Raw genomic sequence first — 13,971 nt, 5'->3', positions numbered from 1 at the left:
TGCATCGTACGAGGACGACCTACTTGAGTGTCATCATCACTCACACGCTGTGGGCGGCCGTTCGTCGGCTGGTCGCATCGCAAAACGGGTTGGTAACGCGGCTCGTAGCCTCACTCCGAATACCCCTCCTGCAGGAAGGCCCCCTCGGTCTCGTACATCGATACCAGTTCCTCGATGAGTTCCTCGTTCGATTGGCCGTCCTCGCAGTGGTTGTCGAGTCGCTCCTTCAGATCGTCGCTGATCTCGAGTGTCTGTGTCATGGGTAGTAGTGTGGTGGGGTCGTGTCGATCGGAGTATCGACGACCGGTGTCAACTAGTCCCGGGGCGCACGGATAGCTTTCTCTGGCCGACATACGCAAGTAATATTTTACGCACCCGATCGGGTCGGCAGACGAATCGCTGAACCGGCACGGGACGGCCGTTCACTTACCCGGGTGGTCCTCGTAGCGATGGATATGACAACACCGCTGACTGAGGATGACGTTGGAAAGACCGTCGTCGACGTTGAAGGCAAGGAACTCGGGATCGTCGCCAAAGTCGACGGGAGCAGGGCCGCCGTCGATCCCAACCCCAGCGTGGCAGAACAGGTACTCGCGTCGGTCGGCTGGGAGGGCGAGGACGACGAGGACTACGTCGTTACCGAGGATATGCTCGAGCGGGTCGACAACGAGGTCGTCCTGCGCGGTGAACTGTAGGTCGTCCGCCGTGATCGATGGGGCGAACCCGGACGGCGGGGCTTACTCGGCGGAGCGGTCGTCGAACGACTGTTCGCGCCAGGTCGTCCAGTCGTAGAGCCGCTCGAGTTCGCCGCCCTGCTGGCGGATAGCGACGGCGGTGTTGAAGAGGAAGGCGGCGACCAGCGTCGTTCCAACGATCCACGCGGCGTCAGCGAGCGCGCCGTACCCGTTCAGATAGCTCGTCACGAGGTCGATGAAGACGACCGCGGCGACGCAGACGATCGCCGGCAGTAGGTGTCGGGTCAGCGCGGCGAACGTCGTCCCCTCGTGGACGCTGACAGCGCGAACGCCGTAGAGCACCGCCCACGCGGAGGTGACGATCCAGCCCACGGCGACGACTAGCCGCGTCGAGGATCCCTCGACGAGGAAGGTTCCCCACCAGGCGGCGACGAAGCCGGCGACGACGACGTAGTCCGCCCACGCGGGTAACAGCCGGGTGCGATCGCCCGCGGCCGGCTGATCGTGATACATGGCGCGGATCGCCAGCGCCAGAAAGAGGATGAAAAAGAGGACTGCGCCGTCGACGAATCGGCGGATCCACGCGGGCTCCAGCAGTATCGAGGCGACGCCGGCGACGGCGTAGACGATCGCCGCCCCGATTCCGATCGTGAGATACCACTGTTCGGCGCGCGCCTCGACCGCGAGGACTTCTCTGACGTAGACGATCGCGTAGTACAGGAGTATTACCGCGGCGATTCCGATCGCGAGATACGCGAACAGTCGGCCGAACGCGACCGTCGTCGCCGGATCGCCGGCATCGAACGTGATCGATGAACGCGAGACGAACATGAGTAGCTGTAACTGCCAACCGAATCGCCATAAGGATACCCTCGGTTTCCGTCGTTCAGGAAGTTACGGGGTGGCTGGTGTGTCGCCTCGAGCCACGGGCTCACGAACGGCTCGTAGCGTCCGCGACCGAGAGGCCGTCTTCCAGACGGAACTGGAAACGAAAGAAAAGGAATCTCGTCAGTAGGACCGCTCTCGCTCACGGATCCTCGTCGTAGACGTCGGGGTTTTCCTCGCCCTGAACGTTGACGACGCCGAGTGCGCCGCGGTGGACGACCCGCGAGAGGGCGTGGTCAACGAGCTTGACCGGACCGGGAACGGGGAACTCCATCTCAGCAGCGGTGGTGGTGCCCGGCGGGACGGGAGTCGTCTCGACGTTGTTGGCGGGTTCGCTCAGCAGGTCGCCGCTGCGGTAGAGGTTGCTCCAGACGTTGCCGATCGGGTGGAACGAGCTGAGCAGGTTGGGGCCGCCGTTGGCGAAGTAGACTCGAGCGGTCTCGCCGGTGTTGGTCTGCATGGGGCCGACGCCGTCTTCGGTGAAGCCGTAGGCCTGGCCGTTGAAGACGACGTAGGTGGGTTCTTCGCGCATCATCGCGTCGTGGTCGAACGTGTGGTGGCCCTCCTCGCCGACCTCGCCGGCGGTGTAGATTTCGTGCTGGCCGAGGTAGAACTCGTTGTCCACTTCGGGAAGCCCGTCCTCGGGTTCGACGAGGATCGAGCCGAACATGCCGCTACTGATGTGGTAATCCATGGCGGGGACCGCACAGTGGTAGATGAACACACCGGGGTACTCCGCGCGGAATTTGATCTGGGTCGGGTCGTCGTCGGGGGCGATGGTCGTCGCGTCGGCACCCCCGCCGGGGCCGTAGACCGCGTGGAAGTCGACGTTGTGCATTGCCACGTTCATGTCTTCGGGCACGTCGAATGTGAGGTTGACCGTGTCACCCTGGCGGACCCGAACCATCGGCCCCGGCACCTGCCCCCCGAACGTCATGTAGTCGAAGGTGACACCGGGTTCGATTTCGGCGGTGACCTTCTCGGTTCGGAGCGTCACGTCGTGCGTCCGGGGCTCGTTCCAGTCGACCGGTGCCGGAATGTCCGTCGGATCCCGTGCGATTCGGTCGACGTCGACCGATTTCGACGCCGCCAGCCCTGCCTCATCCGCCGACTCGTCGGTTTCCGCACCGTTCCCTTCCGTGTTGCCACCGAGACAGCCGGCTACTGCCAGCGCGCCGGTCGCTCCGATCGCCTGCACCATCTGCCGCCGGTTGATTTGAGTTTGGGTCATTGTCCTACTTCCATATAGTGGTGGACATATGATCAACCATCACGGTGATTCTCGACGAATAGTAATCCACTCCCGAAACCCCCGTATATCGTGGGCAGTTAAGTACCCCTCTCACCGAACGGAGCGGAAAAAGCGGGTTTCGACCGCTCGTTCCTCGTTCAGCGTCGGCTTGCGGTCCGCGACTCGAGAGCGACCGTCAGAACGAACCCGACGGCGATCCACAGTCGACCTATGGAACCGACCGATCTGCGCGAGACGATGCCCGCCCTCGAGTCGTCTGTCTACTGCAACTGGGGTGCCGGTGGGCCGAGCCCCCGCCGAGTCGTCGAGGCGGCCGAATCGGCGCTCGAGCACCACGAGTACGAGGCCCCCGCGGCGGACGGGATGTATCCCGCAGCGTTCGAGGGCTACGACGAGGCGCGAGTGGCTGTCGCCGGCCTGCTCGGTGCCGAACCGAGCGAGATCGCGCTCACCCAGAGCACGACCGACGGGATCAACCGAGTCGCGGGCGCGTTGAACTGGAACGAGGACGATGTCGTCGTTCGAACCGACCTCGAGCACTCCGCGGGGATCCTGCCGTGGCAGCGCCTCGAGCGCGAGTACGGCGTCGAGGTTCGCGTGCTCGAGACAGAGGGCGGACGGCTCGACGGCGGTCTCGAGGCGGTGACGGCAGCGGCCGAAGACGCGACGCTGTTCTGCGTGAGTTCGCTCACCTGGACCCACGGGACGCGGCTCCCGATCGAAGCGATCGTCGAAGCCGCTCACGACGCCGGCGCGCTGGTGCTGGTCGACGCCGTTCAGTCGCCCGGGCAGGTTCCGGTCGACGTCCGCGAGTGGGGTGCCGACTTCGTCGTCGCCGCGGGCCACAAGTGGCTGCTCGCCCCCTTCGGTGCCGGCTTTCTGTTCGTCCGCGACGGCGTCGAGGAGGATCTCGTCCCCGCAGCGATCGGCTACCGGAGCGTCGAGGACGCGAACGCGACCGACTATCGGTACGCGGCGGGAGCGCGGCGATTCGAAGTCGGGACCGCGAGTCCGGCCCCCCACGCCGGGCTGACCGAAGCGATCGCGATCCTTGAGGAGATCGGGCTCGAGACGATCCAACGGCGAATCGAACGCCTCACCGATCGACTCAAGGAGGGTGTTCCGGACGACCGACTACTGAGTCCCCGCTCCTACGAGTCCGGGCTGGTGACGATCGCCGTCGACGACCCCGAGCGGACCGTCGAGCGACTCGCCGATCGAGAAATCGTCGTCAGGTCCCTCCCGAATCCGGACGCGATTCGCGCGTCCATCCACGCGTTCAACAGCCGAGCCGACGTGGACGCGCTGCTCGAGGCGCTCGAGGCCGAGTTCTGACGGCCGTCGGCTCCAGTTCAGTCGGCGGCCTGCCGTTCCTCGAGGACGGCTCGAACGTCGCCGTACTGCTCGAATCGATCGGCACCGATGTAGTCGATCGTGTCCTGCAGGTACTGGATGACCTGTTTGCCGATCTTGCGCTGGTCGTAGCCCTCGAACGGCTGTTCGTCGTAGAGGGGACCCGCTAGCAATCGATTTTCGACGTACTCCTCGATGCGCGGCTCGTAGACGTCCGCGACGATGTCCGGTTCGGCCTCGGCCAGTTGTTTCATGACCCAGCGTCCGTTCTCGATGTGTCGGGTCTCGTCCTGGCGGACCTTCCCGATAGCCGTCTGGAACGATTCGAGGACGACGTCCCGGCCCATCTCTTCGGCTTTCAGTTCGATCATCTGGTCGAAGCTGAGGTAGCCGCCGCGGGCGAGTTGCGCCTCGACGATACCCATATAGTTCAGGTAGGCCTCGCCGAGCGCGTAGACGAGATCGGTGCGATCGCCGCCGTTGACCGCCGCCAGCAGGTCGTCCGCAGTGTCGTAGAGGTCGTCCGTGCTGTACCCCTGCTCCTGATAGCCGCCCTCGCGGTACGGTGCCGTCTCCTGCGTGCCGAAGACCTCCTCGAAATAGCGGCTGAAGAGGTCGGTGTGTTTGGCTTCCTCGTAGACCTGCTGGGCCAGAAATAGCTCCTCTTGTATGGTGTCGAAAGGCATCTCGTCGTTCGGCAGCGCGTCCAGCGCCATCATGTACGGCGCGAGCGTCCGCGTGACGTCCTCTTCGCCGTCGTAAAACCCCGAGCACGTCGCAAGGAATCGATGCTGTTCGGCCTCGGAGAATCGCTTCCAGTCGGCCCGGTCCCCCTCGAGGTCGTAGTCGTCGGGATCCCACGTCCCCTCTCGCTTGCCCTTTCGATAGAGTTCGTACGATTTCTCGCGCTCGCTGTAGTCGATTGCCATGTGTTGCCATCACAATACGATGACAAATGAACGTTCGGGTGGGTATCACGTATGACTAATCGCGAACGAGCAGTAGCACGGCGATCGATCTACTCTATGTCCGCGCTATCGATCCGCTATTCGGTCTCCGAATCGGCCGATGAAGCCGCTGCTTCGACCATCGTTTCCCGCTCGTCGAAGTACGCCGGCGCGTCTGCGTCGGCCTCGAACTCGACGATACTGGTCAGGGCCTCTTGCCCGTTCGCCGCCTCGGAAGGGAGATCCTCGGCCAACTCGGTATAGCCAGCGGCCAGTTCCTGAAACGCCTGCATTCGGGCCTGTTTGGCCTCCACGAGGAGTTGCTTCTCCTCGAGTTTCTCCTGTAACTCCTCGATCGCCGCGACGTCGACCTCACTCGTCGCCGGGACGTCCGCGGTCGACGGCGTTTCGGTCGCGGGCACCTCGTCCGGGAGGGTCTCGAGCCGCGATCTGATTTCGGCCATCTCGCGGTCGATCTCGTCGAGCAGTTCGTCGGCCTCTTCGCCCATCGTCTCGACGCGTCCCGAGAGCAGGCCGGCCTGGGTCCGGCAGTACTCGACGAACTCGTCGACCGCGAGCGCGTCCGCGGCGTCGTCGCTCATAGGTCCCCTTGGTGCCTCCGGCCGAAGATACTTTGGGACAGCATCGACCGTCGCGGCCGCCCCGTTTCGCCGTCGAACGGATCGACCGATCGGTTGGAGCACCCACCTCGGTGGCTCGCGCTCGAAGCGTGTCGTTCAGCAGGAGGCTACTCCTCGTCAATACCGTCCTAACGGCCGGTAACGGCGGTTACGTTTGGTATTCGAGCCGGTTTCACTCTGTCGGCGCGACGACTCGAGCGGCATGCTAACCGATCGGGTCTGGGCGGTGGTTGTCGTGTATGCGCTCCGTACTCAGTCTTCCAACAGCTATTACTGTACGAAACATTCTAACTATTGCAATATAATATTTTCACACCCTGTGCGAGACGAGGGCCCTGTGATAGCCGGTCAATTTCGCTTTCGGAGGAGGTAGCCGGGTTATTACAAGGGTAGTCTTTCTGGTTGTTCCGAGTATGAGTAAGGGAGAGGGGGAAGCACCGCGTCAGACGTGTCCACGCTGTGGGTCGTCGGCGGTACTGCGTCTTCGAGTCATGGAACACAAGTCGTGTGGGGCGATCAAGCCACGGGCCGATTTCCACACGGGCGAGGACATCACCTGTCCGGACTGCGGGGTGCAGTGCGACGACGATGTCGAATACGTCGCCGGCGGCACGCTGTATACGTGCGACGACTGTGGCTGCAATTTCGGGGAGGCTCGACGGGGTGTGTCGACCGACGACGATGAGTTTCACGAGGAAGCCGCTGCCGTCCTCGAAAACGTCCGCTCGCGGCTCACTACGACATCGTCGTCCTGGCACCGATGGGGACGGCACGTCGGGCTCGTTCTCGTCCTCGTCGCGTTCGTCTCCGCGGCAGCCATCGCTGCGGTCGGGCCATCGGTGTTTCAACCCGATCAGGCCGCAACTGAGGAGGATCCTGCGTCAGTCGGAACGGCACCTGAGCCCGAGTCACTCGAGTCGATAAACGCGTCCGACCTGGCCGTGCCGGTGGAGATGACCTGGTCTTCGTACCGGTCGATAGTCATCTTTCGAAACGACGATATTCAGCCGAACTACCGGGCGGACGTCATGCGCGACGTCGATCAGGTGTTCATCGACGAAGGCGTTCCCGTGACGCAGGGCGTTATTCCGGCCCGATCCGACGGAGAGCTCTGTCAGTATCTCCAGCAACAGCAGCGGGCTCATCCGGAGACGTTCGAATACGCGCTGCACGGATACACGCACGAACGACGGACGGAATTTAACGGCGGAAGCGAGTTCGGCGGACTTCCACCGGACCGACAGGCGGCGCTGATCCGAGCGGGAACGGCCGCGATGCGGGACTGCGTCGATGAGACGCCGATGACGTTCGTTCCGCCGTTTAACACCTACGATAACGCGACCGCCCGTGCGCTCGCCGACGAGGGGTACACCGCCGTCTCCGGTGGCGGCTGGTTCACGGCGGAGTACTACAACGAGACTGATCCGTTCACTGCGAACGGGACCGTCCACGTCCCGAACACCAACTCGTTCGTCCGGAACTGGACGACGAACGAGTTCTATTCCCAGTCCTCCCTCGAGGGGCAGTTCGACGACGCCTACCGGAACGGGGACCTGTACGTACAGATGCTGCACTACCAGGCGTTTACCTCTGACGCCGAACTGGAGACGCTTCGCGGCCTCATCGGACACATGAAATCCAGGGACGACGTCGCGTTCATGACCGTGGGTGAGTTCGCTCACAAGCAAAAACACGGACTCCTCGAGCGGACCGAGACCGGGTGGCGAGTCAAAGAACAGCGGGACGAAAACGAAACGGAACCGGCACGGTCGAGCGACCGAAACGGATCGCGAGCGGCAGTGTCACTCGCGGCCGATGCACGATGAGTAGAGACCTGTCGAGGCGCGATCTCGGCCTGGGACTCGTCTGTTTCGCGACGAGTATCCCCTACGGAGTGATCGCGTGGAACCTGTCTCCCGAGATCCGCATGACGATCGGGATCTACGTGGCCGTGCTCGCGGCGTATCTCGGCTGGACCTACTACGTCGTGGCGCATCGGCCCGCGTACCGACGGCGTTTCTCACCGGCGACCCTCGGTGTCGTCCTCGCGTGTTGTACCGTCGGTGTGGTGGTCCTCGGGTGGGTCCCGCTCACCGTCGTCGGATTCGTTCACCTGGGCGCGCTCGTCGTCGTCTTCGGCTACTGGGTGATCCCGTTTACCGCGCTCTATCAGGCGATAACGTCGCGGGGCGAATTCGACGATGTCTCCGAGTTTCCGGCGGTCACCGTACTCGTCCCGGCGTACAACGAGGAAGGATACGTCGGCCGAACCATCACGAGCCTGCTCGAGGCGGAGTATCCGGCCGGGAAGAAAGAGATCGTCGTCGTGGACGACGGCAGTACTGACGATACCTACGAGGAGGCCCGCCGCTACGAGTCCGATACCGTCAGGTCGTCTCGAAGGAAAACGGCGGGAAGTACTCCGCGCTCAACTACGGCCTCCTGTTTACGGAGACCGAGATCATCGTCACGGTCGATGCGGACAGCATCGTCGAAACGGACGCCCTCCGCGATATCGTCGCCCCGCTCGCGGCGGATCCCGAGGTCGGTGCGGTCGCCAGCAACGTCAAAATATTCAACCGGGACTCGTTCGTGACGAAGTGTCAGTCGATCGAATACGTCGTCAGTATCAACCTGTTTCGGCGGGTATACGACCAGCTCGCCGCCGTCTCGATCGTTCCCGGCTGTCTGGGCGCGTACCGTCGGTCTGCACTCGATGAGGTACACGCGTTCGACCCGCACACGCTGACAGAGGACTTCGATACGACGATGAAGGTACTGAACCGGGGGTATACGGTCCGGTTCAGTGACGCGGTCGTCTACACCGAAGCGCCGGATACGTGGCGGGACCTGTACCAGCAACGCCTCCGGTGGTACCGCGGAAACGTCATGACGCTGAAGAAGCACCTCTTCGGTACCGTTCCGCCGGAGAATCACTACGTCCGTCGGATTCACATCCCGCTCGCCCTCGTGCTGATGATCTTTACGCCCATCGCGGGCTGGGTGATTCTGGGTGTCATTGCCGTTATCGTCCTGACGAGTGCCGTCACAGAGATTCTACTGCTGTTCGCGGCGTACACCGCGCTCGTGGTTCTCCTGAACGCGCTCGCGCTCGGAATCGAGGGAGAGAGTTACTGGTATCTCGGCTACGCGCCGCTGTTCGTCCTCGGCTATAAACAGTTCAACGACCTCGTGATGGTGAAAAGCATCGTCGACGTCATCAGGGAGACGGAACTCGAGTGGACGACCGCGTCGCGGATCGAACAGCGGGACGGGACAGCCACCACTCCCCCCGACGAAACGCCGTCGGATCGACGGAGCGATTGACGGTGCGATTGACGACGTTTCGGGTCTCGAGCGGCGCGGGCCGGGCGTCTCCGTGCGGAGTAGCGGTCGTTTCGGGCGATTTTGGCATCGTATATGTTCGCTGCTAGCACGTAGCTTGCCAGTGTGCTTTCAGACTCGTTAAGGCCTTCCGGCCACTGACTCAGATACAATGAATCTGGAACCGTCCCGACAGGACAGACAGTCCCGCTCTGCGATCAAACGATGAGCAAGGACACCATCGAAGTACGTGGTGCGGAGGAACACAACCTCAAGGATATCGACGTCTCGATCCCTCGAGAGGCCTTTACCGTCGTCACCGGCCTCTCGGGCTCGGGCAAGTCCTCGCTCGCGTTCCAGACGGTCTACGCCGAAGGGCAGCGCCGATACATCGAGAGTCTCTCGGCCTATGCTCGAAACTTCCTCGGGCAGATGGACAAGCCCCAGGTCGAGACCGTCGAGGGGCTCTCGCCGGCCATCTCGATCGATCAGAAGAACGCCGCGAACAACCCCCGTTCGACGGTGGGGACGGTCACGGAACTCCACGACTACCTGCGCCTGCTCTACGCCCGCGTCGGCACGCCCCACTGTCCCGACTGCGGTCGCGAGGTCGGCGAACAGTCGGCCCAGAACATGGTCGAGCGCATCCTCGAGTTGCCCGAGGGAACCAGGCTCAAACTCGCGGCGCCGGTGGTCCGCGACCAGAAGGGAGCCTTCGAGGACCTCTTCGAGGAACTCGTCTCGGAGGGCTATGCCCGCGTCGAGATCGACGGCGAGGAGTACGACCTCACGATGGACGATCCCGACCTCGACGAGAACTTCGATCACACCGTCGACGTGATCGTCGACCGCGTGAAGGTCAGCGCCGAGGACCGCCCGCGCATCATCGACAGCGTCGAGACGGCGCTCGACGAGGCCGAGGGCGTCCTGAAAGTGATCCTGCCGGAGGCGTCCGCGGAAGTCGCCGCCGATCTCGGCGAGGAGGCTCGCCGGACCGGCGCGCTCGGTGAGGAGACCGAGGAGAACGATCGCTTCGTCGTCGAATTCTCGAAGGACCTCGCCTGCACGCACTGCGGGATCGACATCCCCGAAATCGAGACCCGGTCGTTCTCCTTTAACTCGCCCCACGGCGCCTGTCCCGAGTGCGAGGGCTTGGGCGAAACCAAGGAGGTCGACGAGGACCTCGTTCTGCAGGACGAGTCCAAGCCGCTCAAGCACGTCTTCGAGCCCTGGAGCTACAACCGGTCGTACTACCAGACCCGCCTCGACGCAGTCGCGGAGCACTTCGGCGTCTCGCTGTCGACGCCCTTCGAGGACCTCGAGGAGGATATCCAGCAGGCGTTTCTCTACGGGACGGACGGCGAGGTGCTGTTCAAGCGGCGCACCAAGAACGGCACCCGCCGGAAGAAAAAGCGTTTCGAGGGCGTTATCCCCAACCTCGAGCGGCGCTACCTCGAGACCGACTCCGACTCGACGCGGGAGCACATCGAGGACTACATGTCGGCCACGGCGTGTCCGGCCTGCGACGGCACCCGGCTGAAGCCCGCGAGTCGCGCCGTGCTGGTCGACGACAGTTCGATCACCGAGATCAACGCGATGAGCATCGGCGACGCCCGCGAGCACTTCGAGTCGATGGAAGCCGACCTCACCGAGCGCGAGAAGGTGATCGCCGAGGAAATCTTAAAGGAGATCCGGGCGCGGCTCGGATTCATGTGCGAGGTCGGCCTCGACTACATCACGCTCGACCGCGAGGCCTCGACGCTTTCCGGCGGTGAGAGCCAGCGTATCCGCCTGGCAACGCAGATCGGTTCCGGGCTCGTCGGCGTCCTCTACGTGCTCGATGAACCCTCGATCGGGCTCCACCAGCGGGACAACGACCGGCTGCTGGACACCCTGGAGGAACTGCGCGACCTCGGCAACACCCTGCTCGTGGTCGAACACGACGAGGAGACGATGCGACGGGCGGACGCCGTCATCGATATGGGGCCCGGCCCCGGCAAGCGCGGCGGCGAGGTCGTCGCCAACGGCTCCGTCGAGGAGGTCAAAGCGACCGAGGGATCGATCACCGGCGACTACCTCTCCGGTCGCAAGCAGATCCCGGTTCCCGACGAGCGCCGGGATCCCGACGGTGCCCTCACGATCCGCGGCGCGCGCCAGCACAATCTCAAGGATCTCGACGTGGACATCCCGATCGGGTGCTTTACCGCCATTACGGGCGTTTCGGGCTCCGGAAAGTCCACGTTGATGCACGACGTGTTCTACAAGGGCCTCGCCCGCCAGATGAACGACAACACGTCCGTAATTCCCGGGGAGCACGACGCCCTCGAGGGGCTCGAGGAGATCGAAACCGTGCGCCTGATCGACCAGTCGCCGATCGGCCGCACGCCACGCTCCAATCCCGCGACGTACACCAGCGTCTTCGACTACGTCCGGGAGCTGTTCGCCTCGACGTCGCTCTCGAAACAGCGGGGCTACGAGAAGGGACGGTTTTCTTTCAACGTCAAGGGCGGCCGCTGCGAGGAGTGTGGCGGGCAAGGAACGGTAAAAATCGAGATGAACTTCCTGAGCGATGTCTACGTCCCCTGCGAGGAGTGCGACGGCGCGCGCTACAACGACGCCACGCTCGACGTCACCTACAAGGGAAAGACCATCGCCGATGTCCTCGAGATGGAAGTCGAGGAGGCCGCCGACTTCTTCGAGTCCAACTCCCAGATCCGCCGGCGGCTCGAACTGCTGCAGGACGTCGGCCTCGGCTACATGACGCTCGGGCAGCCCTCCACCACCCTCTCGGGTGGCGAGGCCCAGCGGGTCAAACTCGCAGAAGAGTTAGGGAAGAAGGACTCGGGCGAAACCCTGTACCTGCTGGACGAGCCGACGACCGGCCTCCACTCGGCGGACGAGCGCAAACTCATCGACGTGCTCCACCGGTTGACCGACAACGGCAACACCGTCGCCGTCATCGAGCACGAACTCGACCTCGTCAAAAACGCCGATCACGTCATCGACCTCGGCCCCGAGGGCGGCGAGAACGGCGGCGAAATCGTCGCGACCGGCACGCCGGAGGACGTGGCTCGCCTCGAGGACTCCCACACCGGTCGCTATCTGCGGGACCTGCTGCCGAAAGTGGATCTCGACGGGCCGCGCGGCGAGCGCGTCGAACCCGTGAGCGCGCCGATGGACGACGACTGATCGGCGGGCCGAATTGCGTCTCGCGGCGACGGCGAAAGCCGTCAGCCGGTACCGCCCGCGATCCGAATCGTTAACGGCGGGAGCCAACGACTATCGTCGCATGAACAGGCGAAAGGCGATTATTCGTCGCGGGCTCACCGGCGGCGGCGTCGCGACGCTTCTCCTGGCCGCCAGTTTCGTCGCCGCGTTGGGCGTGCCGACGACCCCTTCGCTACTCCTGCTCGTCTCGTGGCTCGGCGTCGTCGGGAGTACGATGGTCGTCGCCGGACGCCGAGAACGGGTGTCGATCGGGTCGACCACTCTCGGCTGGCCTCGCGTCGCCGCGATCGCCATCGCGTTGCTGGCAGTCGGGTGGGCCGCGGTCAGCGTCGCGGGCCTCCTCGCAGGCGAGACCATCACCGGTCTCGGCCCGCTTGAGGCCGTTCTCACGGTCGGCGTGGTCGGTTACTTCGCGTGGTTCGCCCGCGAGTGCTGGGTCGGCGGTGCGTCCATCGACGACGAGACGTTCGTCGTCGACTGAGACGGCCTCCTGTACCGGTGTATCGGCGCACCCGTCTGGCGGGCCGCGGGTGCGCCGGAACTGACGGAGAGTCGTCCGTCTGATACCGTGTCCCGATAAAACTGGCCGGGAGTACAACCAAGGTGACCGCCGGACAACCGTCACGTATGCCAGAGGAACCCACACCTCGCGAGGAGCCGACGGTGACCGAAGAGGCTCGGACGGATTCGTTCGACCTCGAGCACTCTGAGCGCGTCCGAGTGGGCGTTACGCGCGGCGAAACCGACCTCGAGGTCGGCCCGCCGCGGGACTATCCGGACCGAGCCGACGTGTCGGTACGGCCCGAATCGACGGACGGGAACCGCGTCGTTCTCAGTATCGACGCGATGGCGGGCGACCACGGAACGGGACACGCGGATGTCGAACTGACCCCGACAGAAGCCCGGACGCTCCGGGATCGCCTCGACGAAATCGTCCGCTGGATCGCCGAAGACGGCACTTCCTCCGATACCGACCTCGAGACGACCGACGAGACGGTCACTGGTGAGCGCTGATCACCCGCTGCCGGCGACTCTCGTCGGTCTCGGGATCCCGATCCCTCGAGCCACCGATATCGAATCCACCCGTTCGGAACGGGTCGACCGATTACTCCGGACTGGGCGACTGCACGCGCGAGACGTACCCCGCTAGGTCCGTCGTCGTGACCATGCCGATGACGCCTTCGTCCTCGTCGACGACGGGGATGTGATGGAAGTCGTGCTCGACGATTACGTCCGCGGCGTCGCGGATACTATCCTGGGCCGATGCCGTGACGACGCCCGTGCTCATGTACTCCGAGACTGGCGTTCGATCCTTCGGCTGGCGCTCGGCGACGATTCGCACGAAGTCCGTGGTCGTCAGGATCCCCTCGAGCTGGTTCTCGTCGTCGACGACGACGACCGACCCGATTCCGTTGTCGAGCATCGTGTTGGCGGCATCCTCGACGAGCGTGTCCGGAGCCACCGTCCGTACCGACGTGGACATGACTCGAGCGACGAAAATATCGTCCATGCGGGACAGTACTCGGTACTCACTATAATGATTGTCGGAGCGGATTCGGGCGGACCCGGAGCGGCGGACGACGATCGGAATCGCAGCGGCGATACCCACAGCGAAGCGATCGCACGTTCGATCCGGCCGAACGGGC

12 protein-coding genes and 1 pseudogene are annotated in these 13,971 nt (G+C 63.9%); 7 read left to right on the top strand and 6 right to left on the bottom strand.

Annotated features, from left to right (window positions below; all coding sequences use genetic code 11):
* Nucleotides 1-110: 110 nt before the first annotated feature.
* Nucleotides 111-260: a ribbon-helix-helix protein, CopG family gene (locus ACEWFR_RS07920; protein ID WP_176548167.1), complete on the bottom strand. Its 150-nt coding sequence runs from the start codon at nt 258-260 to the stop codon at nt 111-113.
* 195 nt (nt 261-455) lie between these two features.
* On the opposite strand from ACEWFR_RS07920, the gene ACEWFR_RS07915 reads away from it, so the two are divergent.
* Nucleotides 456-695: a hypothetical protein gene (locus ACEWFR_RS07915; protein WP_374060513.1), complete on the top strand. Its 240-nt coding sequence runs from the start codon at nt 456-458 to the stop codon at nt 693-695.
* 42 nt (nt 696-737) lie between these two features.
* Here the strand turns inward: ACEWFR_RS07915 and ACEWFR_RS07910 are convergent, their stop codons facing one another.
* Together ACEWFR_RS07910 and nirK are read right to left on the bottom strand one after the other, a co-directional pair.
* Nucleotides 738-1,526, bottom strand: a complete 789-nt coding sequence (locus ACEWFR_RS07910; protein WP_374060512.1) for a hypothetical protein — start codon at nt 1,524-1,526, stop codon at nt 738-740.
* Nucleotides 1,527-1,722: 196 nt separating this feature from the next.
* A complete protein-coding gene (gene nirK, locus ACEWFR_RS07905) occupies nt 1,723-2,811 on the bottom strand; it encodes a copper-containing nitrite reductase (RefSeq protein ID WP_374060511.1) in 1,089 nt (362 codons plus the stop codon).
* A 231-nt stretch (nt 2,812-3,042) separates the two neighbouring features.
* On the opposite strand from nirK, the gene ACEWFR_RS07900 reads away from it, so the two are divergent.
* Complete coding sequence (locus tag ACEWFR_RS07900; protein WP_374060510.1) at nt 3,043-4,167, top strand: aminotransferase class V-fold PLP-dependent enzyme; 1,125 nt, start codon at nt 3,043-3,045, stop codon at nt 4,165-4,167.
* A gap of 17 nt (nt 4,168-4,184) precedes the next feature.
* On the opposite strand, the gene ACEWFR_RS07895 is transcribed toward ACEWFR_RS07900, so the two are convergent.
* Nucleotides 4,185-5,114: a ribonucleotide reductase gene (locus tag ACEWFR_RS07895; RefSeq protein ID WP_374060509.1), complete on the bottom strand. Its 930-nt coding sequence runs from the start codon at nt 5,112-5,114 to the stop codon at nt 4,185-4,187.
* 116 nt (nt 5,115-5,230) lie between these two features.
* The gene (locus ACEWFR_RS07890) at nt 5,231-5,734 is read right to left on the bottom strand and encodes a hypothetical protein (protein WP_374060508.1); all 504 of its coding nucleotides are present in this window, start codon (nt 5,732-5,734) and stop codon (nt 5,231-5,233) included.
* Between the two features lie 452 nt (nt 5,735-6,186).
* On the opposite strand from ACEWFR_RS07890, the gene ACEWFR_RS07885 reads away from it, so the two are divergent.
* The 5 genes and pseudogenes from ACEWFR_RS07885 to ACEWFR_RS07865 all read left to right on the top strand — a co-directional run bounded on the left by ACEWFR_RS07885 (nt 6,187) and on the right by ACEWFR_RS07865 (nt 13,339).
* Nucleotides 6,187-7,599 (top strand): DUF2334 domain-containing protein, encoded by a 1,413-nt coding sequence (locus ACEWFR_RS07885; RefSeq protein WP_374060507.1) that lies wholly within the window; start codon nt 6,187-6,189, stop codon nt 7,597-7,599.
* Nucleotides 7,596-9,100 (top strand): annotated as a pseudogene (locus ACEWFR_RS07880) (glycosyltransferase family 2 protein). The gene ACEWFR_RS07885 and the pseudogene ACEWFR_RS07880 overlap by 4 nt, the downstream one beginning before the upstream one ends.
* Before the next feature lie 222 nt (nt 9,101-9,322).
* The gene (gene uvrA / locus ACEWFR_RS07875) at nt 9,323-12,286 is read left to right on the top strand and encodes an excinuclease ABC subunit UvrA (protein ID WP_374060506.1); all 2,964 of its coding nucleotides are present in this window, start codon (nt 9,323-9,325) and stop codon (nt 12,284-12,286) included.
* A 100-nt stretch (nt 12,287-12,386) separates the two neighbouring features.
* Nucleotides 12,387-12,806: a hypothetical protein gene (locus ACEWFR_RS07870; RefSeq protein WP_374060505.1), complete on the top strand. Its 420-nt coding sequence runs from the start codon at nt 12,387-12,389 to the stop codon at nt 12,804-12,806.
* A gap of 146 nt (nt 12,807-12,952) precedes the next feature.
* Nucleotides 12,953-13,339: a hypothetical protein gene (locus ACEWFR_RS07865; protein WP_374060504.1), complete on the top strand. Its 387-nt coding sequence runs from the start codon at nt 12,953-12,955 to the stop codon at nt 13,337-13,339.
* A 91-nt stretch (nt 13,340-13,430) separates the two neighbouring features.
* Here ACEWFR_RS07865 and ACEWFR_RS07860 read toward each other — a convergent pair whose 3' ends face one another.
* Nucleotides 13,431-13,835: a CBS domain-containing protein gene (locus ACEWFR_RS07860; RefSeq protein ID WP_273741472.1), complete on the bottom strand. Its 405-nt coding sequence runs from the start codon at nt 13,833-13,835 to the stop codon at nt 13,431-13,433.
* Nucleotides 13,836-13,971: the final 136 nt, after the last annotated feature.

It is taken from the genome of Natrinema sp. H-ect4 (assembly GCF_041894845.1).
GTDB lineage: Archaea > Halobacteriota > Halobacteria > Halobacteriales > Natrialbaceae > Natrinema.
This window is presented reverse-complemented; position numbering and strand designations above follow the sequence as displayed.

What these genes read in the sequence shown, in the direction of transcription:
- ACEWFR_RS07920 (WP_176548167.1), bottom strand. Translation starts at nt 260, where the DNA reads ATGACACAGACACTCGAGATCAGCGACGATCTGAAGGAGCGACTCGAC.
- ACEWFR_RS07915 (WP_374060513.1), top strand. Translation starts at nt 456, where the DNA reads ATGACAACACCGCTGACTGAGGATGACGTTGGAAAGACCGTCGTCGAC.
- ACEWFR_RS07910 (WP_374060512.1), bottom strand. Translation starts at nt 1,526, where the DNA reads ATGTTCGTCTCGCGTTCATCGATCACGTTCGATGCCGGCGATCCGGCG.
- nirK (WP_374060511.1), bottom strand. Translation starts at nt 2,811, where the DNA reads ATGACCCAAACTCAAATCAACCGGCGGCAGATGGTGCAGGCGATCGGA.
- ACEWFR_RS07900 (WP_374060510.1), top strand. Translation starts at nt 3,043, where the DNA reads ATGGAACCGACCGATCTGCGCGAGACGATGCCCGCCCTCGAGTCGTCT.
- ACEWFR_RS07895 (WP_374060509.1), bottom strand. Translation starts at nt 5,114, where the DNA reads ATGGCAATCGACTACAGCGAGCGCGAGAAATCGTACGAACTCTATCGA.
- ACEWFR_RS07890 (WP_374060508.1), bottom strand. Translation starts at nt 5,734, where the DNA reads ATGAGCGACGACGCCGCGGACGCGCTCGCGGTCGACGAGTTCGTCGAG.
- ACEWFR_RS07885 (WP_374060507.1), top strand. Translation starts at nt 6,187, where the DNA reads ATGAGTAAGGGAGAGGGGGAAGCACCGCGTCAGACGTGTCCACGCTGT.
- uvrA (WP_374060506.1), top strand. Translation starts at nt 9,323, where the DNA reads ATGAGCAAGGACACCATCGAAGTACGTGGTGCGGAGGAACACAACCTC.
- ACEWFR_RS07870 (WP_374060505.1), top strand. Translation starts at nt 12,387, where the DNA reads ATGAACAGGCGAAAGGCGATTATTCGTCGCGGGCTCACCGGCGGCGGC.
- ACEWFR_RS07865 (WP_374060504.1), top strand. Translation starts at nt 12,953, where the DNA reads ATGCCAGAGGAACCCACACCTCGCGAGGAGCCGACGGTGACCGAAGAG.
- ACEWFR_RS07860 (WP_273741472.1), bottom strand. Translation starts at nt 13,835, where the DNA reads ATGGACGATATTTTCGTCGCTCGAGTCATGTCCACGTCGGTACGGACG.